Source organism: Vibrio sp. R10-SG3-ISO3 (genome assembly GCF_059834225.1).
On sequence record NZ_JCBDHE010000034.1, the window covers coordinates 45,945 to 69,170 of the forward strand.

Below are 23,226 nucleotides of genomic sequence, written 5' to 3' on the forward strand. Positions count from 1 at the left end.
ACAGGGAGCCCACGGCTCCCTGTTTTGTTTTCTGCGTTGTCATTTGAGGTGACTTACGCCACGCTCAGCGATTCGATGGCTTGCTGTATTGAAGTAAAGTGGATTTTCGTCAAGCACATTTCCACCTTGGCAAACTCATGTTCTTGTACCCATTGGGTCACTTGTTCGAGCGTAATAAGCTCGCCGTGAGGCTGGTAGTGATAGCCTTGTTCGTCTGTTGAGATGAGAAAACACCGACCACGGCTATCAATCAGCCAATCGTCTTCACTCCAGATCAGCGACGTGAGTTCACTTTCCAGTACATCTTGAGAGGGCATATAGAGTAGCTCGTAATCGCCGTCTAACTTGAACATGCATGGCCATTCAATCATGGTTGGGTTTCCTTTGTGTTGTCAAACTATAAAACAAACGAGACCGTCACCGAGACAAACGCGTGATCGCTCGCTTGGCTATCTTGCGCGAAGGACGGATTAATCAGATGTTGATCCAACACCTGATAGCCCACAACATCCGCAAGTGAGTATGGCGAGTGAGCTTGAAACTCTTGCGATAGAAGCAGGTAGTCCAACACATTGCCCGTTGCGAAATGATAATGTGTGGCCGCTCGGTCTTTTGCTTTGTCATTGGCTTGGTAGAGGCTCCAGCTGTCTTCAAGTGTGAGTGTCGCACTGTCGCTGCTGGCATTGAGCGTGAGTTGCCCGGTCAGTACGCTGTCCAAACTTTGATTCATATCACCCATCAGCACAGTCGGCACTGGATGTGACCGGTAGGCGTTTTCCATCGCAATTCGAAGCATCACGGCTTCCCAGCCACGTTGTTGATGAGACAACCAGCGCCCGAGAAGTGGATGCTCACTCTCACCACTTGCGCTCTCTGTCGCGCGTTGAGATTTTAGGTGACACACATAAACGGAAACTTCGCCTATATTGGGCACCGAGACCACGGCCGAAATCGGCTGACGACTAAAATCTGGAAAGGGAACGCCATAGCACTCCATTAAAGCGCTAGGGGGCGTCACCGCCTCATAACGTGTGATTGGGTAACGAGACGCCACCGCCACAACAGGCTGGGAGTAGATGTATTCCTGCTCAATATGCGGCGTATCGACGACCGCAAAATAGCCATACCCGAGATCCGCCATCATCTGTCTCGCGGCCTCAATCGAGAACACCTCTTGCAGCCCGACGATATCCGCATCAAGAAGCGTTAATTTCTCCTTCGTCCAGCGACATTTTTCCCCCCACGCTGGCGTCTCATAGATATTCTCAAAATCATAAAACGCGTTGGGCGGCGCGACAAAATTGAACAGGTTTGCGGTGGCAAACGTCAGTGTCTGATGGGTGTGCAAACGACGTCTCTAACAATGAAATCATAGGATGAGTGTACCAAATTTTTGCGCGACCCTGCGTTACTTCTCGAGCTCGATACCCAGCTCTTTACGCACACGCTGACTCAGTCCTTTGCTCACCAGTTGGTAGGAGGCATGCAAATAGTAATGGAGCGCTTCATCGCGCTCGGGCGAGGCATCGATTTGCTGAATCCATTTCATGCCGCGGCTGGCAAAGTACGGCGCCGGAATATAACCGTCACTTTCACTGAGGAAGACAAAGTTTCTCTCTGATGTCTTAAACGTGTAAGCAGGCGTACCACTTGGCGTGCGCGTACCGATGGCAAACACCTTGCCACCCACTTTCCACACCTCGCTGTTGCCCCATTGCACCACATGTGTGGTTGCCGGTAAGGCGCGGCAGAACTGGTTGAATTGTTCGTGATTCATCGCCATTCCTTTTTGATTTAGGTCGCGTGCATAGAGCACAAGATAAATTGATCCATTACAGGTGACAACAGAGGGGATTGATGTAGTATCACCATTATTAACTCTATGATTAAAATGGAATTAGCACCTCGATGCGATTGGAACACGTACTAGAGATCATCGAATTTACCGATTCAGACCACCTAGAAAATGCAATGGCACATTACCAAACACACGCTTGGGTGGCCGACACTTTAATGCCATATCTGCACCCCGTTTATGACATCGCACCCGAGGCGCTGTGCCAGCATCTTTCTCGCCTTGGATTTAAAGGTACATTGAGCATTGTGCCGCATCAAGATGGTAGTGCCCAGCGCAGCTACTTGCTGTTTGACGCTAGTCGCATCGATGCGCACACCGCCATGCAATTATCTGGCGCACTATCGTCATCGAAACCACAATCCACATCCTGCCATTCTACCCAAGCCAAGGTGAATAGCGTGCAAGAAGAAGAGACGCTCTAGGCGCCTCAATTGCGTTATGCCCAAAACGTGAGGGCAATCCCCGTCAGCACTAAGATACAAGCAAGATTGAGCACAATACCGACTTTCATCATCTCACTTTGTTCCACGTGACCTGAACCAAACACGATGGCATTGGGCGGCGTGGCGACCGGCAACATAAAGGCGCAAGAGGCAGCAACCGCAATCAGCACAGATAGAATCACTGGCGATAAGCCAAACGCTTCGGCGACAGTAGCAAAGACCGGAATCAACAAGGCTGCGCTCGCCGTGTTGCTGGCAAACTCGGTAAGGAACACCACAAAAATCGCGATCACCGCCACAATGAACACAAGGCCAAGGTGAGCAATCGCCTCGCTGAGTACATTGGCCAAAAAGACGCTGGTACCCGTCGCTTTGAGTACATTACTCAAGCAGATCCCGCCGCCAAACAGCAGTAACACGCCCCAATCTGCGGTTTTTTCGATGTCCTTCCAGTGCACGACGCGCGCGAAGTTCACCGCGACGATCGCACCGAGCGCCACCAGCGTATCGAACTTAGCAAATCCGCCCAGCATGGCATTAATCGGCTTACTGAAAATCCACAGACAAACCGTGGCAGCAAAAATACCTAACGTGACGATTTTGCCTTTGTCCCACTGTACTGGCTGATAGTTAAGCTCAAATTTCCCTTGCAAGTTGGGTTTGAGCATCAGATACAGCACAGCCATCGCGACAGGCAAAAGCACCAGCGTCGTCGGCACACCAAAGCGCATCCAATCGGTAAAAGTCAGCCCCACTTCCGCTGCGGCGATGGCGTTCGGTGGGCTACCGACGATGGTGGCAATACCGCCAATACTGGCGCTGTAGGCGATACCCAAAAGCACAAACACATAGGTTGGGTGCTCTTTGTCTGCATCGACTTTACTCAGTACGCCGAGCACCAATGGCAGCATCATCGCGGTGGTAGCGGTGTTGCTGATCCACATCGACAACCCAGCGGTCACCCCAAACAGCATAAACACCGCCACGCTCATTTTGCCTTTAGCCAAGATCAACACTTTATCTGCAATCACCTTATCCAAGCCTTGCCTGTGCATCGCCGCCGCAAGGGCAAAACCGCCAAGGAATAGGAAGATAATGGAATTGGCAAAGTTGTTGAGCGCGGTTTGGGTGTCAAACACATCAAAAAACACCGCCATCACAGGGACAAGAATGGCCGTCACCGTCACGTGCAACGCCTCGGTGAGCCATAACATGGCGATAAACAGCAGCATGCTGATACCCAGCACAACAGGCGGATCAAACGGGAGGGTAAAATAGAGCAGCAAAAACAGCGCTATATCCGCCAAGACGATGGCGCTGTTGCGGTTAAACAACCACTCTCGGGTATTGGTGGGCAAAGGGACACTATCATTTTTATGCATTATTATATTTCCTTCTAAGGGCCGAACTGGCCCCTAGATGATCCCACAATGTTGCAGGCGGAAATAATTTCCTTTGCGAATTTGTTAACCCCATCAATATCATGGACATTAATGGCTTAACTATCAGTAATAGGCGGTTAAACGCTTCACTAAGCCGTTAATTTATCGAAACTTTCCATCACCTGCGGGCACTTCATCACGCGACCATGCCCCTGGCCTTGTGTCGCCACCAAGCTGACGTTCGCCATCTCACTGGCCGCTTTTTCTGACACGGAGAAGTGGGTGAATTTATCTTGCTGATCATGAACGATAATGGTCGGCGCTTGGCGCAACTTGAGTTTGTTGTAGGGATCGATGGATTGGATCGGATAGCGATACTGCTCTTCCACTTTCGACACCACCGCATCAAACAAACGCATCGAATAACCGGAGCGAGCAATGCTGCCGAACAGATTGTCGAGGTAGTCCAGCACCGGCGCAATCAGCAACATCGGCTTATCCACCAGTTTTTGGTGATGGCACTCAATCGCAGACGCAGTTCCCATACTGTGCCCAACCAGACCCGCCACATCATCAACACTGTCGAGCACCGCTTCTAAGCCTTGGACAAAGGCAGGAATATGGCCATAGACACCTTCGCTTTGACCATGAGCCGGGTGATCATACGCCAGAGCGGTGTAACCTCGCTTAGCAATATGCGCCATCAAAGGGTAGAACTGGCTTGCGCTGCCCGACCAACCGTGGGTCAACACCCACACCGGCCCCGACCCCAAACGATAGGTTTTCAACACCCCCTCACCACTTTGCACTTCGCCTTCAATCAGCCCTTGTGGCGCGGCGTTTTTCGGTTTGGTGCGCACCGGCGTCAGCAACAGTTTGCGCGCCGTTTTTTCCGCATGCTTAGGCGCTAAGGTGTGATGAAGCCTTGTACTCCAGTTCACCATGCTTTTCTTTAAGCTGAATTTCGTTGATGTGTTGAAATAGATCTTATCACTCATGGTCGTATCCTTATCTGTTCGTAAAAACGAACGACCGTACTATTTTAAGTTAAAAAAACCGCGTCAATCGATGACGCGTGTTGTTTATTCTGTTGGTTAAGTGCTCACTCTCCAGCGCTGCAATAGCGCCTCTACCCCAGACCAGAACAGCACATAACTCGCCTGCTCGCCGTGGATTGAGTAAAACAGATGAGCACTCAAATAAAGCCCATACAACTCGAACGTGGCTTGTTTCGGATCGAGCTGGCTGTCGAACTCGCCACTCTCGATCCCTTTCGCTACCTGAATGCGCAAATACTCAATCCAAGTGGCGATGGTTTTCTTCAATACTTGCTGTGTCGGCGTCGGTTGTGGACACGCCTCTTTCCACGCATCAAGGAACATACAACTGCCTTGAAACGAGTGGTTCCACCCCAGCCAATTGTCGAGCAGGCTGCGCAGTTTGCGCTCGATGTTGTCATCACCTTGCGCCCTCGCTGGCGCGATCACTCGCTCGGTAAACACGAGATTGGCGTACTCCAGCACCGCAATTTGCAAGTTGTCTTTCGAGTTAAAATGGGCAAACAACCCACTCTTAGACATACCACACTGCTTCGCCAACTCTCCGATCGTCAGGCTCTCCAACCCATTTTCACTGGCCAATTCAAATGCCTTGCTCAGAATATTCTCTCGGGTGATTTTGCCTTTACTCATCGGTGACTCACTGTGTGGACTGAACGCCTTTTTAGCACGTTCGTACTTTTTTTCCAAGTGTGAAGTCTTAGCGGAACATCGAAAACGAGGAGGAACGGTCGCTCCTGGATCGTTCGCCAAGCTTTTATCGTTTGTCATTAGGCGATAACGAATGATTGCACTACAATTTTTGTTTACATGTGAATAAGTAGAGCATGATGTTGTTACAGGGTTTAAACCTCAATATGCCTTTGGCGGAACTGATTTCTTCACTGACCGTCGCACTCGATATGACGGAGGGACAACCCCCTGAACACAGCATGCGTTGCTGCTGGATAGGCATGCATATTGGTGAGCGAATGAACCTTTCCTCATCAGAACTGCATGATCTGTATTTTACGTTGTTACTCAAAGATGCGGGCTGTAGCAGTAATGCCGCGCGTATTTGCGAGCTTTACGCCACCGATGATCTGAGGTTTAAACAGCGTTATAAAACGGTCGGCACCAGCCTGACGAGCGCGATTAACTTCGTACTTAAAAATGCAGGCTCGGGAGAGCATTGGCGCAAGCGTATTTCGACCACCATTGATATCTTAAAAAATGGCACCGATTACGCACAAGAGCTGATCCAAACACGTTGCACAAAAGGCGCAGAAGTCGCCCGTGAACTCTTGTTCAGTGAAAACGTGGCGCAGGGTATCAAACATTTGGATGAACACTGGGACGGATCGGGCCGTCCTGAAGGGCTGCAACATGATCACATCCCACTCTTTTCAAGAATTGCACTTCTCGCTCAAGTAATGGATGTGTTCCAACGTGAACATGATTTGAGCATTGCCTTTTCTGAACTGGAACGTCGCTCCGGAAACTGGCTGGACCCTAGCTTAGTGACCATCGCTAAGCAGTTGGAAGAGAACGCGGATTTTATTGAGGCACTCAACGCCCCATCCATCGTCTCTTTTGTCCTCTCCATGTCACCCGCACTAGCAATGATTCCCTTAGACGATGATTATTTCGACCGAATCGTGACCACGTTTGGCAAGATCATCGACGCCAAGAGTCCTTTTACCTCCGGACACAGCGCCAGAGTGGCTGTTTTTAGCACCCTCATTGCCGAAGAACTCGATATTGACCAAGAGGATCGACTATGGCTGAAACGCGCCGCACTCTTGCATGATCTCGGCAAACTTGGGGTCAGCAACACCATCTTGGATAAACCAGGAAAATTGGATCACGACGAATGGGCACAAGTGCAAAACCACGCGGTGCTGACAAGAGAGATCCTTGAAAAGATATCGCCGCTCAGACACTTTGCCAAAATGGCGGCGGCCCATCACGAGAAGTTAGATGGAACAGGCTATCCCGACAAGTTGGTTGCTGAAGAAATATCGATGATGACACGGATTATTACCACGGCTGATATTTTTGACGCCATTACCGCTGAACGCCCTTATCGAGGCGCCATTCCGATTCCAAAAACATTAGAAATCATGGAAGAAAACGTCGGCACAGCCATCGATCCATTGTGCTTTAATGCGCTCAAAGCCGCATTAAAAAAACTCCCAGAGAAATACATAAAAGACATCGGGATGAGTGAACTCCCCTCTTCGCCAACGCTTTAGATTGATGGGCAAAGAGTATCTTCATCCCTTCGCTCACTGTGGCTGTGCCGTCTGTGTGCTTCAGTTTGATAGCTTGGTTTTGGACAAAACCTTGCTAGAGTTTTTGTTTAAATTAGCAAACCACAAATTACTACAGATAATGGAAAAATAATTGTATAGATTTTATATTGCAGTTGACGAATAAACGAGGTCCTATTCCTATAGTCGTTGAAAATCAACTCAGAATTTCGTAATAAAATAATTACCTCTGAGCATATTCCTGCGGTGTACAACCAAACAATTTTTTAAAAGAAGAGAGAAAGCTGCTCACACTGCTATAACCCAACTCATGCGCAACCAAGGTTGTGTTATACCCCTGAGAAATCTTGTCCAGTGAACTCATCAAACGAAAGCGGCTACGCCATTGACGGAATGTGAGTCCCGTTTCTGCCTTAAACAACCTTTCGATAGTACGAACACTTGCCCCTACTTGATTTGCCAGCTGTTCAAGTAACAGAGATTGGTCAGGCTGATTAACAATAAGACTGATCAACCGTTGCAGGCGAGGGTCATGTCCTGATGGAATATAGAGCTCCAATGCTTCCAATGATTCAAGTTCATCAAGGGCGACCAAGCCCAAATTATGTGCTCGTTCTTTTGCGAGGGAACCTGCGCTTTCAGTAAGCTTGAGTATCACTTCTCGCAGTAACGAGCTCATTTTTAACATGATGACTTTATCAGAGTTCTGACGTACACAAAACGGAGGATCAACGTATAAATTCCGAGTCTGAGTGGCAGTTTCATTACTCACCTGATGGTAATGACCGCCAGGAATCCACACAGCATGCGTAGATGGAACGACCCAGACAGCTTTTTCACTGGTTACGCGCAAAATTCCCTTAGAGCCCCAAAGAAGCTGCCCTCTGGGATGAGCATGCGGTTCGATAGCAGACTCAGCAACCATACTGCGACTATGGGCAAGCACGGGTTGAGTTGGGTCTAAGACAAAGGCAACGTCGCTGGGCGATAACATTGTCGTGTTAGGAATATGTTTTGACATCCTGTCTCGTTAAAACGTATCAAAAAAAAAGGTATTTTAGGAATAACTAAAGAATATATCTAGAGCCTGTTGATCTTTTAAGTCAACGGAACCTAATAGTTATAAAAGTTCAGGAGAAAACACATATGGTCAGCCGGCTCAATGTAAAGTCAGTCGCTGTAATTATCGCTTTGATATTTGCACTTGTGATTAGTATCTTTCCACTTCCAGGTCAGTCCGAGATGTTTTCTCGGAGTGCCGCAGTTGTCTTAGTCACACTCGTTTTTTGGAGCTCAGGATTCGTTCCGCCCTTTCTGGCTAGTTTGATTTTCTTTGCTTTAGTCACGATATTGGGCCTAATTTCACCATCGATAGTATTCGCGGGTTTTGGTTCTACCGCTGTATGGCTCATCATTTCAGGGTTTATCATTGGTGCAGCAATTTCCAAATCCGGGTTGGGCCAAAAACTTGCGACAATGATTTCACCTTACTTAACAGTTAGTTACCCGCAACTTATCGCCGGTTTGGTATTTAGTGCCATGCTACTGGGGTTTATCATGCCCTCTTCCGTAGGCAGAGCAGTGGTGTTAATTCCCATTGGTATGGCATTAGCTGACACCATTGGACTGAAAAAAGGCAGTAACGGCCGAATTGGCATTGCTACTGCCCTTGCAATTTCGTGCAATATGCCAAGTTTTGCAGTGTTACCTGCCAATATTCCCAACATGATTTTAGCTGGCTCCAGTGAAAACCTCTTTAATGTTACCTTTGGCTACACTGAATACTTGCTACTTCATTTTCCCATATTGGGTATCGTTAAATCTTTGGTCGTCATTTGGTTAGTACTGCGTATTTTCCCTGACGAAATTTCGGCCCCATCAGCCGCTGAAGACACCAGTAGCGAAAGTTTTGTTTCTGACCAAAAGATGCAGAAAAAAGTGGGTATTTTGCTCGCTATCACGTTGCTATTCTGGATAACAGATACCATTCACGGCATTAATCCGGCCTGGGTAGGTTTAGTGACCGCAATTATACTTCTATTACCTAAATGGGGAATTGTAGAACCCAAAGCGTTTAATAGCTCAGTTGATTTTGCCACAGTGATTTTTGTCGCAGGTGCTTTAGGGCTGGGAGCTCTTGTTAATGAATCCGGAATTGGCTCAGCATTAGGGCAGTTATTTGGACATATACTTCCAGCAGACCAAAACAGCTCATTCCTGAGTTTCATGGCACTGTCTATCATTTCAACTCTCACAGGATTAATCGCAACAATCCCTGGTGTTCCAACAGTATTAACACCGATGGCCGGAGATTTCGCTCAAATAACCGGGTTCTCTCTACCCGCTGTTATAATGACTCAGGTAATTGGTTTTTCGACCGTAATTTTCCCATATCAAGTAGGACCACTAGTCGTTGCAATGCACTTATCAAAAGAGCCTCTGTCTAAGCTATTAAAAATTACTCTTCCGTTAACGGCCATTACGGTTGTTATGCTGATGCCTTTAGATTTCCTATGGTGGCAACTACTAGGCTGGATTGGTTAATAACCTGCCACTAATACTTTATACAATCAATATGCTAAATAATAAGAGCCTGACCACATTGAATTGGTCAGGTTCTTATTACTAAATCACTTGTGATTGCGTTTTCAGCTTACTACTACTTTGAGCTATTTTTCCCCGAGTATATGGCCAAGCCATTACGCCGCCTTCCATTACTTTTACATTTTTCCAGCCATAAGCACTACGTACCAATTGAGCTTCATAACCTCTTAACGAGATTTTGCAATAGCAGATAATCTCCGTTTCTTTATCTTGTGGCAATTCGTCCAAGCGCTACCTTAGCACAAGGAATTAACGTTTCACCAATACCAAGCCGCATCTGCTCATATTCATCCTGGCCACGCACATCAAGAATGAATGGTTTTTCATTATGCTTACACAAACTCATTAACCACAATACTGCCGGTTGCACCGTGGGAAAGCCCCACCTATCATTTGAAAATGACTAAATCGGTGTATATCCTTTAAGCATCACATCATAAACTGGTCTCAGAAGCGTTTCTTCAAAACGCCAGGCGATCGCACTTTCATCCAATGGATCAACAACCTCAAAAGGTAAGGCGGTTACTGGCTGCAAAGCATAGTTAAATTCCCACAACATTGCATGGCCGACATCCAAAATCATTGGGCAAGAAGTATAACCATCCCAATTAGCGGTTAACGACTGCCCCTTTATTAAACTGCATAAATTTTCCGCCACAACAGGAAGCTGGGATTTAACTGATGCCGCTGTTTTACCAATTGGTGTACCAACACAATCGCCAATGCCAAAAACATTAGGATAACGGTTATGCTGCATAGTAAAATTATCAACATCCAAATATCCTAGGAAATTTTTATTGTCTGCTAACGCAGAATCACGAATAACCTTAGGCGGTGTCATCGGCGGTACGATATGAATAAAATCCCAGTTAATGCGTTGGCTTGAGCCATCTGGCTGAGTAAAGATTGCCGATTTATTACTGCTATCAATAGAGGTAAGTACTTGCTCATAATTTGGTGTTATGTTCCGCTTTTGCCAAACCTCTTTCAACTTGTCATTGAACGCCTTAACAGAAAAAAGTATGTTTTCTGACGTATAGTAGTTGAAATTAAATTCGTCTCTTCGCCCACTTTGAGCAGCAAAATATTCAACTAAGTTTGTGGCTTTCATTGGTGCACCGGCGCACTTCATCGCACCAACTGGACGGGTGAACACTGCCTGACCATTTCCTGGGTTTTCAACAAACTGTTGCGCCTGCTTATAGCTCGCTAGACCAGCTTCTGGACTGTGATAGATACTCGCTATTCCACCTTTTCCTATTAATCCAGTTTCCATTCCTTCAATAAGATCATAGCGTAGCTCAATACCAGTTGAAACGATTAGATAGTCATAGCCAACTTTTTCACCGCTTTCAGTTATCACTATGTTCATATCTGGTTGAAACTCAACCACTGTACCGCGTTTCCAGTTTATCTGGCGATCTACATAACGGTTTAAGGGCGCAACGACATCACTTTTACTATCATAAGATCCAGCAAGAAGTAATGTTTGTCCTGGCTGATACCAATGGAAGTCGCGTGGCTCAATAACCGTAATCTGCGCGCCATCAAGCTTGCGTAGCAGCATGTTTGCAATGCCAATTCCTCCGGCTCCACCACCAACAATAACAATTTTAGCTTTGCTATCGATTTTACTTGCTTCATTATACCCGACACCAACAGCGCCTAAAGCGCCCAAAGTGAGCCCGGACTTTAATAATGTTCTACGTGTTATAGGCATAAATAGGTCCTTTAGAAATGCACAAATTAAACAAAGAAACAATCGCTTATCTCAGTCCTACACCTTCATTGAGTAGCAATAAATCAACGATTGCAAATCGAACTATCCAAATCAGCCATCGCTTCATAATGGCTGATATATACCTTGCCTTTTAAGTGTTCAAAAAAATCTGACTTTAGAATGTCATCCATGACTGGGCCTTTAACTTCTGATAAGTGCAGTTGAATCTCGGATTCTTTCAGACGTTCGTGAATCAACGTGAGGCTTTCCAGCGCACTGGCATCCACCATGTTTACCCCAGATAACATCAATACCAAGTGTTGGATTTGTGGGTACTGTTCCAGATATTCCGGAATCTGATCTTCCAGATAGCGAGCATTGGCGAAATATAAGCTTTCGTCAATTCGCAGGCTGAGTACTGTTTTACTTTGGATCACATTAAAGCGCAGGATATTGCGGAAATGTTGAGTCCCTTCAATTAAACCGACCACTGCAATATGTGGCCGACTGGTGCGCCAGAGAAATAGCGCCAGAGAGGCAGCCAGTCCAGCCAGTACGCCAATCTCAACACTAAAGGCCAGTACACCAATAATGGTAAGAAACATGGCGATAGCGTCACTTTTGGCGCTTTTCCAGGTATGGATAATGGCTTTCACATCAATCAATGCGGATACTGCTACGATAATGGTTGCCGCTAGCACCGCATGTGGCAAGTAAGTAAACAGCGGTGTGAAATAGAGCACGGTAATACCGATGCCGATGGCAGTAAATGTGCCCGCTAATGGTGTTTCTGCGCCGGCATCATAATTGACTACTGAGCGCGATAGACCACCGGTAACCGGGAATCCACCGTTAATAGCGGAGGCAATGTTGGCACCACTTAAGGCAATCAGTTCCTGATTAGGCTCAATTCTCTGGCGACGTTTTGCTGCTAATGTCTGCCCAACGGAAGCTGACTCGACGAAACCGATAATACTCAGCAAAATAGCGGCTGGAAACAAGTCACCGATTAGTGCCAGATCGAGTGATGGAAGTGAAAAGCTGGGCAAACCGCTTGGGATCTGGCCGACTACGCTGACGCCTTTTTTGTCCAAATCAAACAGGGCTACCAGTACAATACTCAATATCATCACCATCACTGGAGCCAGTTTGGTTACATGACTTGCCAATTCTGACGAAAGCCCTAGCTTAATTAAACTAGTTTTGAGGTTCTTACGTGCGTAGATCAGGGCAATCAAACAGGAGGTACCAATCAGCAAGGTATAAAAATTGGTTTGAGGTAATGCAAGAATCAAATTAGTCAGGCGTTCAATTACATTTTCTCCGTGCAGCGGCACGCCAAGAATATGTTTAAACTGTCCGATAGAGATAAGGATACCGGAGGCGGTCATAAAGCCGGAAAGCACTGGATGGCTTAAAAACGTCGTCAGAAATCCCAGTCTTAGTACCGACATCAGAAATAGCACGATACCGGAAAGAAATGCCAGGGTTGCAGCCGCAGTGATATAACCTTGACTACCCATTTCAAACAGAGGAGCAACGGCTTCTGCGGTCATTAGTGAGATGACTGCGACCGGACCAACAGCTAGTGTTTTACTAGTACCAAACAGAGTATAAGCGATCAGCGGCAGAATACTGGCGTACAGACCAACAACGGGCGGCAGGCCAGCGACCATCGCGTATGCAAGACTTTGTGGAATTAACATCAAAGTCACGATAATAGCCGCTAAGCCATCTTTAGTAGCATCATGACGCGAATAGTCAGGCAACCAAGACGATATCGGCAACCATTTCAACCAGGAATTTTTCATGCCTTGGTTATCCTAAGCAATGTATGTGAATTCGTTCAATCGGGTTGCTTAACCCAACTCAGGTCAAAACCCACTTCGGCGGCTTGGGCAATACGGTGATCAAATGAGCCTAATTCGTCGCTGCTCATCGACCAAAGTGCACTGCAACGTGTGCCTGTACGACAGAAAGCAAAAATAGGCTTAGGGGCCTGTGCAAAGAACTGACCAAACTGTTTCCCCTGCTCTTGAGTAATATTTCCGGAGATCACTGGTAAGTGGAAATAGGCTAAGCCCTGTTCTTTAGCCAGTCGTTCAATTTCTCTATTCAGAGGCTGACCATTTTCTTCCCCGTCAGGGCGGTTATTGACGATAGACTTAAATCCCATCACAGCAAGACGTGCTACATCGCTGGGTAGAATTTGTGATGAAACGGTAATTGAATCGGTTAGATAGATTGGTACCAGCATAACAGAAACTCCGCTTCAGACTTTATTCAATGGTATTTTCAGATAGCGCACACCGTTATTTTCTTCCGGTGGTAATTCTCCGGCTCGCATATTGACTTGAACCGAAGGCAAAATCAGGGTCGGCATATTCAGCGTGGCATCACGTCCTTCACGCATTTCAACAAATTGCTGCTCAGAAATACCCTGTTTGACGTGAATATTGTGTAAACGCTCATCACCGATCGTCGTTTCAAACAGATACTCTTCGCGGTGTGGTGCTTTGTAGTCATGACACATAAAGACGCGTGTATCATCAGGCAGAGCGAATAACTTCTGAATTGATTGATAAAGGGTCGCTGCATCTCCGCCGGGGAAATCGCAACGGGCAGTGCCGTAATCGGGCATAAATAAGGTGTCGCCAACAAATACACAGTTCCCAATCACATAAGCCATGCAAGCAGGTGTGTGGCCCGGAGTATGAATTGCCTGAGCTTTAATACCGCCAAGGGTAAAACTTTCCTGATCAGCAAACAGGTGATCAAACTGACTGCCGTCCATTGCAAAATCACTACCGGCATTAAACAGTTTGCCAAACGTATCCTGTACCACCGTGATTTTGTCACCAATGCCCAGTTTTCCGCCGAGTTTCTGTTTGATATAGGGAGCGGCGCTTAGATGATCGGCGTGGACATGGGTTTCAAGAATCCACTCAACCTGTAAGTCACTTTCCACTACAAACTCAATCAGTTTGTCAGCCATTTCGTATGAAGTTCTGCCTGATGCTGGATCATAGTCGAGCACTGAGTCAATCACAGCACATTGTTGACTGTTAAAATCAACGACGACATAGCTGTATGTGAAGGTTTTTGAATCAAAAAATTCATAAACGTTGGGAGTCATGTTTCCTCCGTTGCTGTAAATATTGAGTTTCTCGGCATTGGAATGATGGGCACCGGAAGGTACCCGTTAAAATGTCATCTCAATATAGAGTGGGTGGAGCTTGCCGATTACAGCGTTTTTTTGCTGAAGTACCAGTCAACATAATTGTAACCTTGATCTTTACGCACTTCGGCTTCTTGAGTAGTTGCTGGTGGTGGAACAATCACTTCATCGCCGGGAGTCCAGCTCTCCGGAGTTGCACAAACATTAGAGTCTGTAGTTTGTAACGCTTTAACCAAACGAAGAATTTCGGCAACTGAACGGCCGTTGCTCATGGGGTAGTACAACATTGCACGTAAAACGCCTTCAGGATCGATAACGAAAGTGGCACGTACAGCAGAAGTATCACTTGCTCCTGGCTGAACCATGCCGTAAGCGCTAGCAACTTTCATATTCAGGTCGGCGATAATCGGGAAGTTAATTTCTACTCCAAAGTTATCTTTAATACTACGAGCCCACGCGATGTGCGCGTGAACACCATCAATAGACAGCCCCATCAATTCACAATTTAGTGTTTTAAAGTCATCACTGGCCTTCGCAAAAGCCATAAATTCGGTTGTACATACTGGTGTAAAGTCGGCAGGATGAGAAAATAGCACGAGCCATTTTCCTTTGTAGTCTTCCAACTTTAACGTCCCGTGTGTTGTCTTGGCATTGAATGCCGGTGCTGGTTTGTTTAACTGTGGCATTGCTACCATTTGTTTTTCATGTTCGCACATAGGTCACCTTTCATCATCTTACAATCGATTAGTTATCATCAGTTCAGTAATAACTGGCTAGTTAAAAAGCTATGGTTTAATCTGATCGATCTCTAATAATCACTTTAAGAACAAAGTGGACGTATTCGACTCACTGTATACTGTTGAATAATCGACCAACCATACGCACAGTATACAACCCTCAATGACATAAAACTCACCAAAAAATGACAAGAAACTATCTCAACACGACAAACCTTCAGCCAAGCGCCAAAGCATATATCCTTGATAGTGCAAAGCCCGTACTTATAGAAAAAAGGCAACTAGAAGCGGGTACTGGCGTTCCTGAACACCAGCATCCTAGAGGACAGTTTATATGGGCTAAATCAGGTACCTTCAGTATCCTTAGTAGTAACAAGGTATGGATAGTACCAACATCATGTGGGATATGGATTCCTAGTAACGTCTTTCATGAGCTATCCAGTGACACAAACACAGTGTTGTTGAGTTTATATGTTGATCCTTTTTATGACGTTCTTCCAGGAAATGAGCAAGCCGTCGTAATGAAACTCAGTAGTTTATTGAAAGATGTTATGGAAAGGCTTGTAAGTGATAAGACAAATCAAAACTACAGTCGCTTATTGGGTCTTGTTGTGTTGGAAGAGTTATCTTCTTTAGAGCAAACAACTTATTGGATGCCATCTGGGGCAGACCCTCGTTTGAAAAAATTACTAAGTTTACTAATTAACGAATTTTCTTCTAACCATCAGTTGTTCTCCCTTGCACCTAAGGTTGGCGCAAGCCCGCGTACGATAGAGAGACTATTTGTTAAAGAAACAGGACTAACGTTTAGAACATGGAAAAGTCGGTATAAGTTGATTCTGGCGCGAGATCTTATAGAGCAAGGGATGACAAGCAAAGCCGTAGCACATCAAATCGGATATAAGAGTGTTCCGAGCTTCACTAGAGAGTTCAGCAAATTTTTTGGTGTTCCTCCTCAGCAATGTATCGAGTCCAAGCAAAATGATGGTTAACATGGTGTATCCGTCCTACTTGTACCAAGTAGAGCGGATACAATTAATTAGCGGCTAAATTCGTCCACAGCAGCTAGCGCTTGTGTTCCATAAATAACAGCAGGGCCACCACCCATCAAGATCGCAACATTTATGGTCTCAACCAGTTCTTCTCTGGAAGCTCCCGCTCTAACCGCTGATTCAACGTGGGAACCGATACAGCCATCACAACGGACATTGATGGCAATCGCAACTGCGATAAGCTCTTTATACTTGGTTCCCATAGCGCCCGGAGCAAAAGCTGCTTTGTGAAGGCTTAAAAAAGCGTTGAGAGTATCAGGGCTCTCTTTTCGAAAAGCGGAGCCTAGTTCGCGTTGTTGCTGATTAATATCTGTATAATTTTTGCTCATAACTTTACCTTAGTTGTATATTTAAATTTATTTACTCTGGTTTGCAGATTTCACCGTACTTTATGGCTTTGAGTGTATTAAATAAAAGCCAAAAAATTAGAAGGGTTAGACATCCTAATAGCGCTATTCCCATATAGAAGTATTCAGGTAAATGAACTAGCTCGGCATATCTAAATAACGCAACATTAAAAGCTGCTACCGGAAATGAAAAAGCCCAAGATGAAAGATAAAAACCACCTTTTCTAAATTCATTGATATTTAGCACCAGTAAAATAGCGGTGAATAGTGCCACAGAAGCAAGTATTCTGGATAAGTCAGTCAGCTCTGGCACTAGTGAGCTATAGGACACAAAACCAATAGATGGTGGTGCTAACAAGATAAACAGCATAGGTTTAAAACGTTTTGGCAGAGCTTCATGAAAAATCAAACGGTTGATAATGATGGTTAATAGTACCATCCAAAAAACAATACCAACGCCGAAAAAGAACCAGCTTACCTCCATATATCCCAACTTAGTTCCAGTGATTGGAGCAATAATGTTACCAACAACCGGAATAAACCAACTAGGATTAGCGTGCTCTAGTCGATAGTGATCGTGGTGTATCCAGCTATGCATAACCAATAAAGTTAACGATAACTGGACGGCCGATCCTATGCCCCATAAAAAATAGGAAAGCGATTCAAACCTATGCCAAACGACGGAAAGGAGTAATAGGCTGATTGAGAAAGCTGAAAAGAAATTAATCTTGACCGGGTGTTTTGTTTCTGCGATCACTGCATTTGGATAGCGAAAGAGTTTTAGTAGATAAAGGCTGCTCACCAGCAGCATAACGATACTTGCCAAAGCACTGGTGAATGTTGTCACCACAGGAAAAGACATCCCCAGAGCTTTTTGCCACGCAATTGAAAATCCACTCAACCCCATAACGATGGAAAACATTGAAATAGGGAAATGTATTAACCGGCTTTCTACCTTTGCAGAGGATGAGTGGTTTATGGATACGTTATTCATAACAAGCCTTTTAAGAAACTGACTTTAACTATTAGTTGCATCTTAATATAACCGCATATTAGTGACGCTTTTGACAAAAAATACGACAATTTATATTCCTAATACGACAGCCGGTATTTTAAAAAAAATTAATATTGTAAAGTAGTTGTTAGCCCAGTTTCAGCATAGGTCGATTCCCAAACTATATTTTCGATAGAGATGCTGATACTTTCTCTCTGGGTTTTATTATTAATCAAGGAGTTACTATGGATACTATCAATATAGGAATTAATGAACCTGACCGTATTGCTATTGCTGATGGCCTAAAGCGATTGTTGGCAGACTCATACACCCTTTATTTACAAACTCACAACTTTCACTGGAATGTGACCGGTCGCCAGTTCCGCGAGCTTCATTTGATGTTCGAAGAACATTACACAGAACTTGCAACAGCTGTAGATGATATCGCTGAACGAATTCGTTCATTGAATATCATAGCTCCTGGTACTTATAAATCCTTAGCAGCACTAAGCTCCATTGAAGAAGTAGAGGAGATCCCGCTAGCAATGGATATGGTGAAAATTCTCACTCAAAGTCACGAACAAGTCATTAGGACTTGCCGTGAAATACTAACGATAGCTCAGGAAGCCAATGATGAATCATCAGCGGCACTGATTTCAGATAGAATGCGCGTGCATGAAAAAACGGCATGGATGTTAAGGGCTATTTCAGCCGAGTAGAGTAAATTAATTCGCGCCTAATCTGACACTTACGACTTTATCTTAGCACTGTCAGATAATTACTGGCTCAGCATTCTCTCGATTTAATACAACAGGTATCTGTGTCGTTTAACCGACAAATAGGAGTAACTATGATTGACATAGTTGATCTATCACGACTGCAATTTGCCTTTACAGCGATGTATCACTTTTTGTTCGTTCCATTGACTTTAGGTTTAGCTTTCTTGCTCGCCATCATGGAGTCTGTCTACGTTATGACAGGCAAAGAAATCTATAAGGACATGACCAAATTTTGGGGCAAGCTGTTCGGTATAAACTTCGCACTAGGTGTAGCAACCGGTTTGACTATGGAATTTCAGTTCGGAACGAACTGGTCGTATTATTCTCATTATGTCGGTGACATATTTGGTGCACCACTAGCCATTGAAGCCCTCGTTGCCTTTTTCTTAGAATCTACTTTCGTAGGCCTTTTCTTTTTTGGCTGGGACCGTCTGTCTAAGCGCCAGCACTTAGTTGTTACCTGGTTGGTTGCCTTGGGCTCAAACTTTTCTGCTCTATGGATCTTAGTTGCCAATGGTTGGATGCAACACCCTGTTGGTTCAGAGTTTAACTTTGAGTCCATGCGTATGGAAATGGTCAGTTTTGCAGAACTTGTTCTTAACCCAGTAGCTCAAGTTAAGTTTGTTCATACCGTAGCAGCGGGCTACACAACAGGCGCAATGTTCGTACTTGGCATTAGCTCATACTACCTCCTCAAAGGACGTGACATTCCTTTTGCACGTCGTTCATTTGCAATCGCATCATCATTTGGTCTAGCGGCGGTACTTTCTGTAATCGTACTTGGTGACGAATCTGGTTATGAACTCGGTGACGTACAAAAAGTTAAGCTGGCAGCAATTGAAGCAGAATGGCATACAGAACCAGCTCCTGCTGCATTTACTGTCATCGCTTTTCCAAATCAGGAAACGATGCACAATGACTTCGCAATCAAGATCCCTTGGGTTCTAGGTATCATAGCGACTCGCTCCCTAGACGGACAAGTAACTGGTATCGCTGATCTCAAGGTGGAGCATGAAGAACGTATACGTAACGGTATGCACGCGTATGAATTGCTTCAAAAACTGCGAGGTGGAGAAACCTCAGAAGAAAACATGCTCGAATTCGATCATGTCAAAGACGATCTAGGTTACGGTTTACTTCTCAAGCGCTACACCGATGAAGTGGTCGATGCTACAGATGAGCAGATTGCGTCTGCAGTTGAAGATTCTATCCCAGCCGTGGGGCCATTATTTTGGTCTTTCCGCCTGATGGTCGCTATCGGATTCACGATGCTGTTCGTGTTTGGTGCCGCGTTTATCCAAACGTGCCGACAGAAAATCACTCAGAAGCCTTGGATTCTCAAAGCATCACTTTTGAGCATCCCTTTGCCTTGGCTTGCCGTTGAACTAGGTTGGTTCGTCGCAGAGTATGGGCGTCAACCTTGGGCTGTAGGTGAAATCCTGCCAGTTGACCTCGCGGTATCGGGCTTGACTGCCGGCCAGTTGTGGGGGTCACTACTTGCAATAGCAGCCTTGTATACCGTATTCCTGATCGTGGAAGTTTATCTGATGGTTAAATTTGCACGTAAGGGACCGAGCATCCTCAAGACGGGTCGCTACCACTTTGAAAAGAACGGTGAACTTGCACAAGACGAAGTTAACCGCCAAGTAGACATGTAACAAGGGAGAATGACAATGTTTGACTACGAAGCTTTTCGATTTATTTGGTGGGTACTAGTCGGTGTGTTGCTAATTGGTTTTACCATTGCAGATGGTTTTGATATGGGTGTGGGTGCCCTGGTACCAATTATCGGTAAAACGGACAACGAACGCCGTGTGATGATCAACTCCATTGCACCTCACTGGGACGGTAATCAGGTATGGCTGATCACGGCGGGTGGTGCTTTGTTCGCAGCATGGCCACTAATATATGCAGTCTCATTCTCTGGGTTTTACTTTGCTATGATAGTGACGCTGGCAGCTCTTTGGTTACGTCCTATAGGGCTGGATTACCGATCTAAAATCGAAAATTCAAAATGGCGTAGTAACTGGGATATAGCTATAAGTATTAGTGGTTTTATCCCACCGATAATTTTTGGTGTAGCATTCGGCAACTTAATTCAAGGAGTACCGTTTACACTGAATGATCTGATGATGGTTACTTACCACGGTTCTTTCTTCGGTCTGCTCAATCCGTTCGCACTGCTTTGTGGTGCAATTAGTTTGGGTATGTTTCTGATGATGGGGACTACTTGGTTGCAAATGAAGACAACCGAAGAAGTTTATTGTCGTGCACGTAAGTATACGACGCAGTCGTCGCTGTCAGTTGCTGTTCTATTTGTTCTAGCAGGTTTTTGGGTTCAATTTATTGACGGTTATGTAATTGTTGGTGAGCTAAACACTCTAGCTGCATCTAACCCGCTGGCTAAAGAAGTAGTACGTGAGTCTGGTGCGTGGATGGGAAATTTTGCGGACTACCCTGCTATGTGTATCGCACCACTTTTGGGGGTACTAATGCCACTGTTGACCATTTTAGCAACCAAAGTTGAGAAGAACGGTTTAGCTTTCCTGTTCTCTAGCCTTACATCTACTGGAATTATACTGACCGCGGGCTTCTCAATGTTCCCGTTCGTTATGCCTTCTGATCTGGAACCAAATCACAGCTTGACAATGTGGGACTCAACGTCAAGTGAACTGACGCTTCAAATAATGACAGGTATAGCTGCTATATTCGTGCCTATTATCCTTATGTACACTTCATGGGCATACTACAAAATGTTTGGCCGTCTCGATAATGAATTTATTGAAAATAACAAGAATTCACTTTACTAGGGAGCAATTCACATGTGGTACTTTGCATGGATTTTAGGTGTGTTACTAGCGAGCTCATTCGGCATTATTAACGCTCTATGGTTAGAAAACTCAGAAATGATGGATGAGGATGGTTCATGAGCTGCCGAACACGATGCACCGTTATCGAAAGGCGTCGCAAAGGGAACGTAGAGATCCCAAAACATCTATCTCAGTAAGTTGCTGTTCCTGCCCTTAGTCAAATCAAGTTCTCTGATGTGAGGTGTATTTGGCCCAGTCAGATCAGGATTTTTCTCGCTAGTGCCATCGTTCTATTCGCGAGAAAGCTAACTGGGTAGTATCGCCAGATCGCAAGTTTACAGGAAAGACATTCTCCATCGTGTTTGAATCACGGGGCAAGCCCAAAAGCATAAGCGTCACAGTCAAGGTGTACTGAATAGCCGCTCAAACTAGTAATACGGTGATGGATCTTAATATTTCACAATTAGTTATTGGCATATGCCAATAACTAATTGTATGGTGTCTTTTATACACAGATAAAGGAGAGCACTATGTTGTTTGCCATTCCCTGCCGCGGATCTTCTCTTTCCAATCATTTTGCTAAAGCCCCTCAAATTATGCTGTGGGACAACCAAGCAAATACCAAACGAATCCTTGAACTGCCTAAGTCATCATCGTGTTGTGGCCATAAGCACTTTTGGCGCGAGGTATTGCAAGATAATCAGATTCATGCTGTTGTCGTTCGTTCAATTGGTTCTAATATGCTAAGTACACTGTTTAAGCTCAATGTTCGTGTTCTGAGTGCACCGCGTGGGTTCTCTCTGGAGAGCTTTGATGAAAGCCAACTGACTCCTGTTACTCAAATTGAATTTGCTCGGCCGTCAGCGAATAAAAATAGAGCGAGGTGTTCAAGCCGGAGTACAATACGCGCTACTGCAATTGGTATGCGAGAAACATACAGTGAAGGAAAAGTTACAGGCCCTAGAATAATCACCAATAAGCTTTCACCACAAACGATGAATCACTTGGCGAAAACGTTCAACTTACTCGATAAACAAGAGAAAAAATAATGATTTACCTAATCAGCTTTGCGACTTTTTTGGCCTTCGTGGTTTTCATGGCGATAGGCGTAATGCTAAAACGTCAGACTATACAAGGCAGTTGTGGTGGGCTGGCTAGTATTGAAATAGAAAGAGAGTGCAACTGCGTCGAAACGTGCGATGAACATGCGCGTACACTTCACCAAATACAGGAACCTCAAGCATCAGGCGATAAGGTTCTGGCTATCACTCTCGACTAAACATGAGTGCCTGACCATGAACTAAGCTCTGAGCTACTTTGGCACGAGCATGCTTTACGATATTGCCAAATGTTTGCCTAGAGACTCCCATACTAGCCGCAGCTTCTGCTTGACTGAGATCTTCGAGATCGGCCAATCGCAGAGCTTCGAGTTCCTCGGCTAACAACTCAACTTTATTGAGTTGAGCAAGAGGCACGCCATTAGGTTTAAAACACTCGTATGGCGCGCCTTGACAAATGTTGCGCTCTTTTTTTGGTCTTGCCAATTTGTTTACACCTCTAGTCTTATCGCCTTTTCTAACCGAGTAGTATTTTATGTCTATTTATATACCCAAAAATCACCAACAATGTGCGGTTTGCAGCCAGCCTTTTTTCAACGATCATAGTGCCATCCACTTTGAGTTAACGGCTGACGGAGGTGTTTTGGGGCAAATTGTACCAACTAAAAAAGTGCAAGGCTATCAAGGTGTGATGCAGGGCGGTGTGATTGCTACATTGCACGATGCAGCAATGACGCATTGTCTATTTGCTCGTGATGTCTGCGCTATGACAGCTCAACTTGATGTTCGCTATCTCAAGCCAATCCCTCTCAATTCAGTAATTCAGGTTCAGGCTCATTGCTTCATGGAAAAGAGAGGTATGTATTTAATGCAGAGTCGCATTTTAATCGGTGAGGACTGTTACTCATCTGCTGAAGCTAAATTTATGTAATACCCGAGACATACTTGAGATGT

27 protein-coding genes are annotated in these 23,226 nt (G+C 45.2%); 11 read left to right on the top strand and 16 right to left on the bottom strand.

What is annotated here, in order from left to right:
• Positions 1-53: 53 nt before the first annotated feature.
• Genes AC6R1A_RS08240 through AC6R1A_RS08250 form a run of 3 tightly spaced genes read right to left on the bottom strand, consistent with a single transcriptional unit; the run spans position 54 to position 1,777 of the window.
• On the bottom strand, positions 54-371 hold the full coding sequence (locus AC6R1A_RS08240) for a DUF4144 family protein (RefSeq protein WP_500632696.1): 318 nt from the start codon (positions 369-371) through the stop codon (positions 54-56).
• Between the two features lie 26 nt (positions 372-397).
• Positions 398-1,348 carry an endonuclease/exonuclease/phosphatase family protein gene (locus AC6R1A_RS08245; RefSeq protein WP_500632697.1) on the bottom strand — a complete coding sequence of 317 codons (951 nt, stop codon included), beginning with the start codon at positions 1,346-1,348 and terminating at the stop codon, positions 398-400.
• Positions 1,349-1,408: 60 nt separating this feature from the next.
• Positions 1,409-1,777, bottom strand: coding sequence for an MmcQ/YjbR family DNA-binding protein (locus AC6R1A_RS08250; protein ID WP_500627295.1), 369 nt, complete (start codon positions 1,775-1,777; stop codon positions 1,409-1,411).
• 131 nt (positions 1,778-1,908) lie between these two features.
• On the opposite strand from AC6R1A_RS08250, the gene AC6R1A_RS08255 reads away from it, so the two are divergent.
• Positions 1,909-2,280, top strand: a complete 372-nt coding sequence (locus tag AC6R1A_RS08255; RefSeq protein ID WP_500632698.1) for a hypothetical protein — start codon at positions 1,909-1,911, stop codon at positions 2,278-2,280.
• A gap of 14 nt (positions 2,281-2,294) precedes the next feature.
• Here the strand turns inward: AC6R1A_RS08255 and AC6R1A_RS08260 are convergent, their stop codons facing one another.
• From AC6R1A_RS08260 to AC6R1A_RS08270, 3 genes are all read right to left on the bottom strand, one after another.
• Positions 2,295-3,683, bottom strand: a complete 1,389-nt coding sequence (locus AC6R1A_RS08260; RefSeq protein WP_500632699.1) for an SLC13 family permease — start codon at positions 3,681-3,683, stop codon at positions 2,295-2,297.
• Positions 3,684-3,832: 149 nt separating this feature from the next.
• Positions 3,833-4,681, bottom strand: a complete 849-nt coding sequence (locus AC6R1A_RS08265; protein WP_500632700.1) for an alpha/beta fold hydrolase — start codon at positions 4,679-4,681, stop codon at positions 3,833-3,835.
• 96 nt (positions 4,682-4,777) lie between these two features.
• Complete coding sequence (locus tag AC6R1A_RS08270; RefSeq protein ID WP_500632701.1) at positions 4,778-5,374, bottom strand: TetR/AcrR family transcriptional regulator; 597 nt, start codon at positions 5,372-5,374, stop codon at positions 4,778-4,780.
• A gap of 224 nt (positions 5,375-5,598) precedes the next feature.
• On the opposite strand from AC6R1A_RS08270, the gene AC6R1A_RS08275 reads away from it, so the two are divergent.
• Positions 5,599-6,975, top strand: a complete 1,377-nt coding sequence (locus tag AC6R1A_RS08275; RefSeq protein ID WP_500632702.1) for an HD-GYP domain-containing protein — start codon at positions 5,599-5,601, stop codon at positions 6,973-6,975.
• A gap of 241 nt (positions 6,976-7,216) precedes the next feature.
• Here the strand turns inward: AC6R1A_RS08275 and AC6R1A_RS08280 are convergent, their stop codons facing one another.
• Positions 7,217-8,014: an AraC family ligand binding domain-containing protein gene (locus AC6R1A_RS08280; RefSeq protein WP_500638661.1), complete on the bottom strand. Its 798-nt coding sequence runs from the start codon at positions 8,012-8,014 to the stop codon at positions 7,217-7,219.
• Positions 8,015-8,139: 125 nt separating this feature from the next.
• Here AC6R1A_RS08280 and AC6R1A_RS08285 point away from each other — a divergent pair, with 125 nt between their 5' ends.
• Positions 8,140-9,537, top strand: a complete 1,398-nt coding sequence (locus AC6R1A_RS08285; protein WP_500632493.1) for an SLC13 family permease — start codon at positions 8,140-8,142, stop codon at positions 9,535-9,537.
• 81 nt (positions 9,538-9,618) lie between these two features.
• On the opposite strand, the gene AC6R1A_RS08290 is transcribed toward AC6R1A_RS08285, so the two are convergent.
• The 6 genes from AC6R1A_RS08290 to AC6R1A_RS08315 form a co-directional block, all read right to left on the bottom strand.
• Positions 9,619-9,825 carry a rhodanese-like domain-containing protein gene (locus AC6R1A_RS08290; RefSeq protein ID WP_500632494.1) on the bottom strand — a complete coding sequence of 69 codons (207 nt, stop codon included), beginning with the start codon at positions 9,823-9,825 and terminating at the stop codon, positions 9,619-9,621.
• Between the two features lie 175 nt (positions 9,826-10,000).
• The gene (locus AC6R1A_RS08295; RefSeq protein WP_500632496.1) at positions 10,001-11,317 is read right to left on the bottom strand and encodes an NAD(P)/FAD-dependent oxidoreductase; all 1,317 of its coding nucleotides are present in this window, start codon (positions 11,315-11,317) and stop codon (positions 10,001-10,003) included.
• An 83-nt stretch (positions 11,318-11,400) separates the two neighbouring features.
• A complete protein-coding gene (locus AC6R1A_RS08300; RefSeq protein WP_500632497.1) occupies positions 11,401-13,128 on the bottom strand; it encodes a SulP family inorganic anion transporter in 1,728 nt (575 codons plus the stop codon).
• A 35-nt stretch (positions 13,129-13,163) separates the two neighbouring features.
• On the bottom strand, positions 13,164-13,574 hold the full coding sequence (locus AC6R1A_RS08305) for a protein tyrosine phosphatase family protein (protein ID WP_500630949.1): 411 nt from the start codon (positions 13,572-13,574) through the stop codon (positions 13,164-13,166).
• 15 nt (positions 13,575-13,589) lie between these two features.
• Positions 13,590-14,453, bottom strand: a complete 864-nt coding sequence (locus tag AC6R1A_RS08310) for an MBL fold metallo-hydrolase (RefSeq protein ID WP_500630950.1) — start codon at positions 14,451-14,453, stop codon at positions 13,590-13,592.
• 107 nt (positions 14,454-14,560) lie between these two features.
• Positions 14,561-15,211, bottom strand: coding sequence for a peroxiredoxin (locus AC6R1A_RS08315; protein WP_500630951.1), 651 nt, complete (start codon positions 15,209-15,211; stop codon positions 14,561-14,563).
• Between the two features lie 206 nt (positions 15,212-15,417).
• Here AC6R1A_RS08315 and AC6R1A_RS08320 point away from each other — a divergent pair, with 206 nt between their 5' ends.
• Positions 15,418-16,224, top strand: coding sequence for an AraC family transcriptional regulator (locus AC6R1A_RS08320; RefSeq protein ID WP_500632498.1), 807 nt, complete (start codon positions 15,418-15,420; stop codon positions 16,222-16,224).
• A 47-nt stretch (positions 16,225-16,271) separates the two neighbouring features.
• On the opposite strand, the gene AC6R1A_RS08325 is transcribed toward AC6R1A_RS08320, so the two are convergent.
• Entirely contained in the window at positions 16,272-16,613 is a 342-nt protein-coding gene (locus AC6R1A_RS08325) for a carboxymuconolactone decarboxylase family protein (RefSeq protein WP_500632499.1), read from the bottom strand.
• A gap of 31 nt (positions 16,614-16,644) precedes the next feature.
• Entirely contained in the window at positions 16,645-17,625 is a 981-nt protein-coding gene (locus AC6R1A_RS08330) for an SLAC1 anion channel family protein (protein ID WP_500632500.1), read from the bottom strand.
• Positions 17,626-17,870: 245 nt separating this feature from the next.
• On the opposite strand from AC6R1A_RS08330, the gene AC6R1A_RS08335 reads away from it, so the two are divergent.
• The 6 genes from AC6R1A_RS08335 to nqrM all read left to right on the top strand — a co-directional run bounded on the left by AC6R1A_RS08335 (position 17,871) and on the right by nqrM (position 22,493).
• Positions 17,871-18,344, top strand: coding sequence for a Dps family protein (locus tag AC6R1A_RS08335; RefSeq protein WP_500630955.1), 474 nt, complete (start codon positions 17,871-17,873; stop codon positions 18,342-18,344).
• A 131-nt stretch (positions 18,345-18,475) separates the two neighbouring features.
• Entirely contained in the window at positions 18,476-20,062 is a 1,587-nt protein-coding gene (locus AC6R1A_RS08340; protein ID WP_500632501.1) for a cytochrome ubiquinol oxidase subunit I, read from the top strand.
• A gap of 15 nt (positions 20,063-20,077) precedes the next feature.
• Positions 20,078-21,214: a cytochrome d ubiquinol oxidase subunit II gene (cydB, locus tag AC6R1A_RS08345; protein WP_500630957.1), complete on the top strand. Its 1,137-nt coding sequence runs from the start codon at positions 20,078-20,080 to the stop codon at positions 21,212-21,214.
• Positions 21,215-21,226: 12 nt separating this feature from the next.
• On the top strand, positions 21,227-21,334 hold the full coding sequence (cydX, locus tag AC6R1A_RS08350) for a cytochrome bd-I oxidase subunit CydX (RefSeq protein WP_203514106.1): 108 nt from the start codon (positions 21,227-21,229) through the stop codon (positions 21,332-21,334).
• A 410-nt stretch (positions 21,335-21,744) separates the two neighbouring features.
• Positions 21,745-22,263, top strand: coding sequence for a NifB/NifX family molybdenum-iron cluster-binding protein (locus AC6R1A_RS08355; protein ID WP_500632502.1), 519 nt, complete (start codon positions 21,745-21,747; stop codon positions 22,261-22,263).
• Entirely contained in the window at positions 22,263-22,493 is a 231-nt protein-coding gene (nqrM, locus tag AC6R1A_RS08360) for a (Na+)-NQR maturation NqrM (protein WP_500632503.1), read from the top strand. Before AC6R1A_RS08355 ends, nqrM begins: the two co-directional genes overlap by 1 nt.
• On the opposite strand, the gene AC6R1A_RS08365 is transcribed toward nqrM, so the two are convergent.
• A complete protein-coding gene (locus tag AC6R1A_RS08365) occupies positions 22,480-22,758 on the bottom strand; it encodes a DUF134 domain-containing protein (RefSeq protein ID WP_372068609.1) in 279 nt (92 codons plus the stop codon). The two genes, nqrM and AC6R1A_RS08365, sit on opposite strands and share 14 nt — an antisense overlap.
• 49 nt (positions 22,759-22,807) lie before the next feature.
• On the opposite strand from AC6R1A_RS08365, the gene AC6R1A_RS08370 reads away from it, so the two are divergent.
• Positions 22,808-23,203: a PaaI family thioesterase gene (locus AC6R1A_RS08370; RefSeq protein ID WP_500632504.1), complete on the top strand. Its 396-nt coding sequence runs from the start codon at positions 22,808-22,810 to the stop codon at positions 23,201-23,203.
• Positions 23,204-23,226 lie beyond the last annotated feature (23 nt).

Excerpts from the sequence above, each read along its gene's own strand:
- AC6R1A_RS08355 (WP_500632502.1), top strand. The coding sequence starts at position 21,745 with ATGTTGTTTGCCATTCCCTGCCGCGGATCTTCTCTTTCCAATCATTTT.
- AC6R1A_RS08330 (WP_500632500.1), bottom strand. The coding sequence starts at position 17,625 with ATGAATAACGTATCCATAAACCACTCATCCTCTGCAAAGGTAGAAAGC.
- AC6R1A_RS08370 (WP_500632504.1), top strand. The coding sequence starts at position 22,808 with ATGTCTATTTATATACCCAAAAATCACCAACAATGTGCGGTTTGCAGC.
- AC6R1A_RS08255 (WP_500632698.1), top strand. The coding sequence starts at position 1,909 with ATGCGATTGGAACACGTACTAGAGATCATCGAATTTACCGATTCAGAC.
- AC6R1A_RS08265 (WP_500632700.1), bottom strand. The coding sequence starts at position 4,681 with ATGAGTGATAAGATCTATTTCAACACATCAACGAAATTCAGCTTAAAG.
- AC6R1A_RS08260 (WP_500632699.1), bottom strand. The coding sequence starts at position 3,683 with ATGCATAAAAATGATAGTGTCCCTTTGCCCACCAATACCCGAGAGTGG.
- nqrM (WP_500632503.1), top strand. The coding sequence starts at position 22,263 with ATGATTTACCTAATCAGCTTTGCGACTTTTTTGGCCTTCGTGGTTTTC.
- AC6R1A_RS08295 (WP_500632496.1), bottom strand. The coding sequence starts at position 11,317 with ATGCCTATAACACGTAGAACATTATTAAAGTCCGGGCTCACTTTGGGC.
- AC6R1A_RS08285 (WP_500632493.1), top strand. The coding sequence starts at position 8,140 with ATGGTCAGCCGGCTCAATGTAAAGTCAGTCGCTGTAATTATCGCTTTG.
- cydB (WP_500630957.1), top strand. The coding sequence starts at position 20,078 with ATGTTTGACTACGAAGCTTTTCGATTTATTTGGTGGGTACTAGTCGGT.
- AC6R1A_RS08250 (WP_500627295.1), bottom strand. The coding sequence starts at position 1,777 with ATGAATCACGAACAATTCAACCAGTTCTGCCGCGCCTTACCGGCAACC.
- AC6R1A_RS08340 (WP_500632501.1), top strand. The coding sequence starts at position 18,476 with ATGATTGACATAGTTGATCTATCACGACTGCAATTTGCCTTTACAGCG.
- AC6R1A_RS08310 (WP_500630950.1), bottom strand. The coding sequence starts at position 14,453 with ATGACTCCCAACGTTTATGAATTTTTTGATTCAAAAACCTTCACATAC.
- AC6R1A_RS08320 (WP_500632498.1), top strand. The coding sequence starts at position 15,418 with ATGACAAGAAACTATCTCAACACGACAAACCTTCAGCCAAGCGCCAAA.
- AC6R1A_RS08240 (WP_500632696.1), bottom strand. The coding sequence starts at position 371 with ATGATTGAATGGCCATGCATGTTCAAGTTAGACGGCGATTACGAGCTA.
- AC6R1A_RS08305 (WP_500630949.1), bottom strand. The coding sequence starts at position 13,574 with ATGCTGGTACCAATCTATCTAACCGATTCAATTACCGTTTCATCACAA.
- AC6R1A_RS08335 (WP_500630955.1), top strand. The coding sequence starts at position 17,871 with ATGGATACTATCAATATAGGAATTAATGAACCTGACCGTATTGCTATT.
- AC6R1A_RS08275 (WP_500632702.1), top strand. The coding sequence starts at position 5,599 with ATGCCTTTGGCGGAACTGATTTCTTCACTGACCGTCGCACTCGATATG.
- AC6R1A_RS08315 (WP_500630951.1), bottom strand. The coding sequence starts at position 15,211 with ATGTGCGAACATGAAAAACAAATGGTAGCAATGCCACAGTTAAACAAA.
- AC6R1A_RS08300 (WP_500632497.1), bottom strand. The coding sequence starts at position 13,128 with ATGAAAAATTCCTGGTTGAAATGGTTGCCGATATCGTCTTGGTTGCCT.
- AC6R1A_RS08270 (WP_500632701.1), bottom strand. The coding sequence starts at position 5,374 with ATGAGTAAAGGCAAAATCACCCGAGAGAATATTCTGAGCAAGGCATTT.
- cydX (WP_203514106.1), top strand. The coding sequence starts at position 21,227 with ATGTGGTACTTTGCATGGATTTTAGGTGTGTTACTAGCGAGCTCATTC.
- AC6R1A_RS08325 (WP_500632499.1), bottom strand. The coding sequence starts at position 16,613 with ATGAGCAAAAATTATACAGATATTAATCAGCAACAACGCGAACTAGGC.
- AC6R1A_RS08280 (WP_500638661.1), bottom strand. The coding sequence starts at position 8,014 with ATGTCAAAACATATTCCTAACACGACAATGTTATCGCCCAGCGACGTT.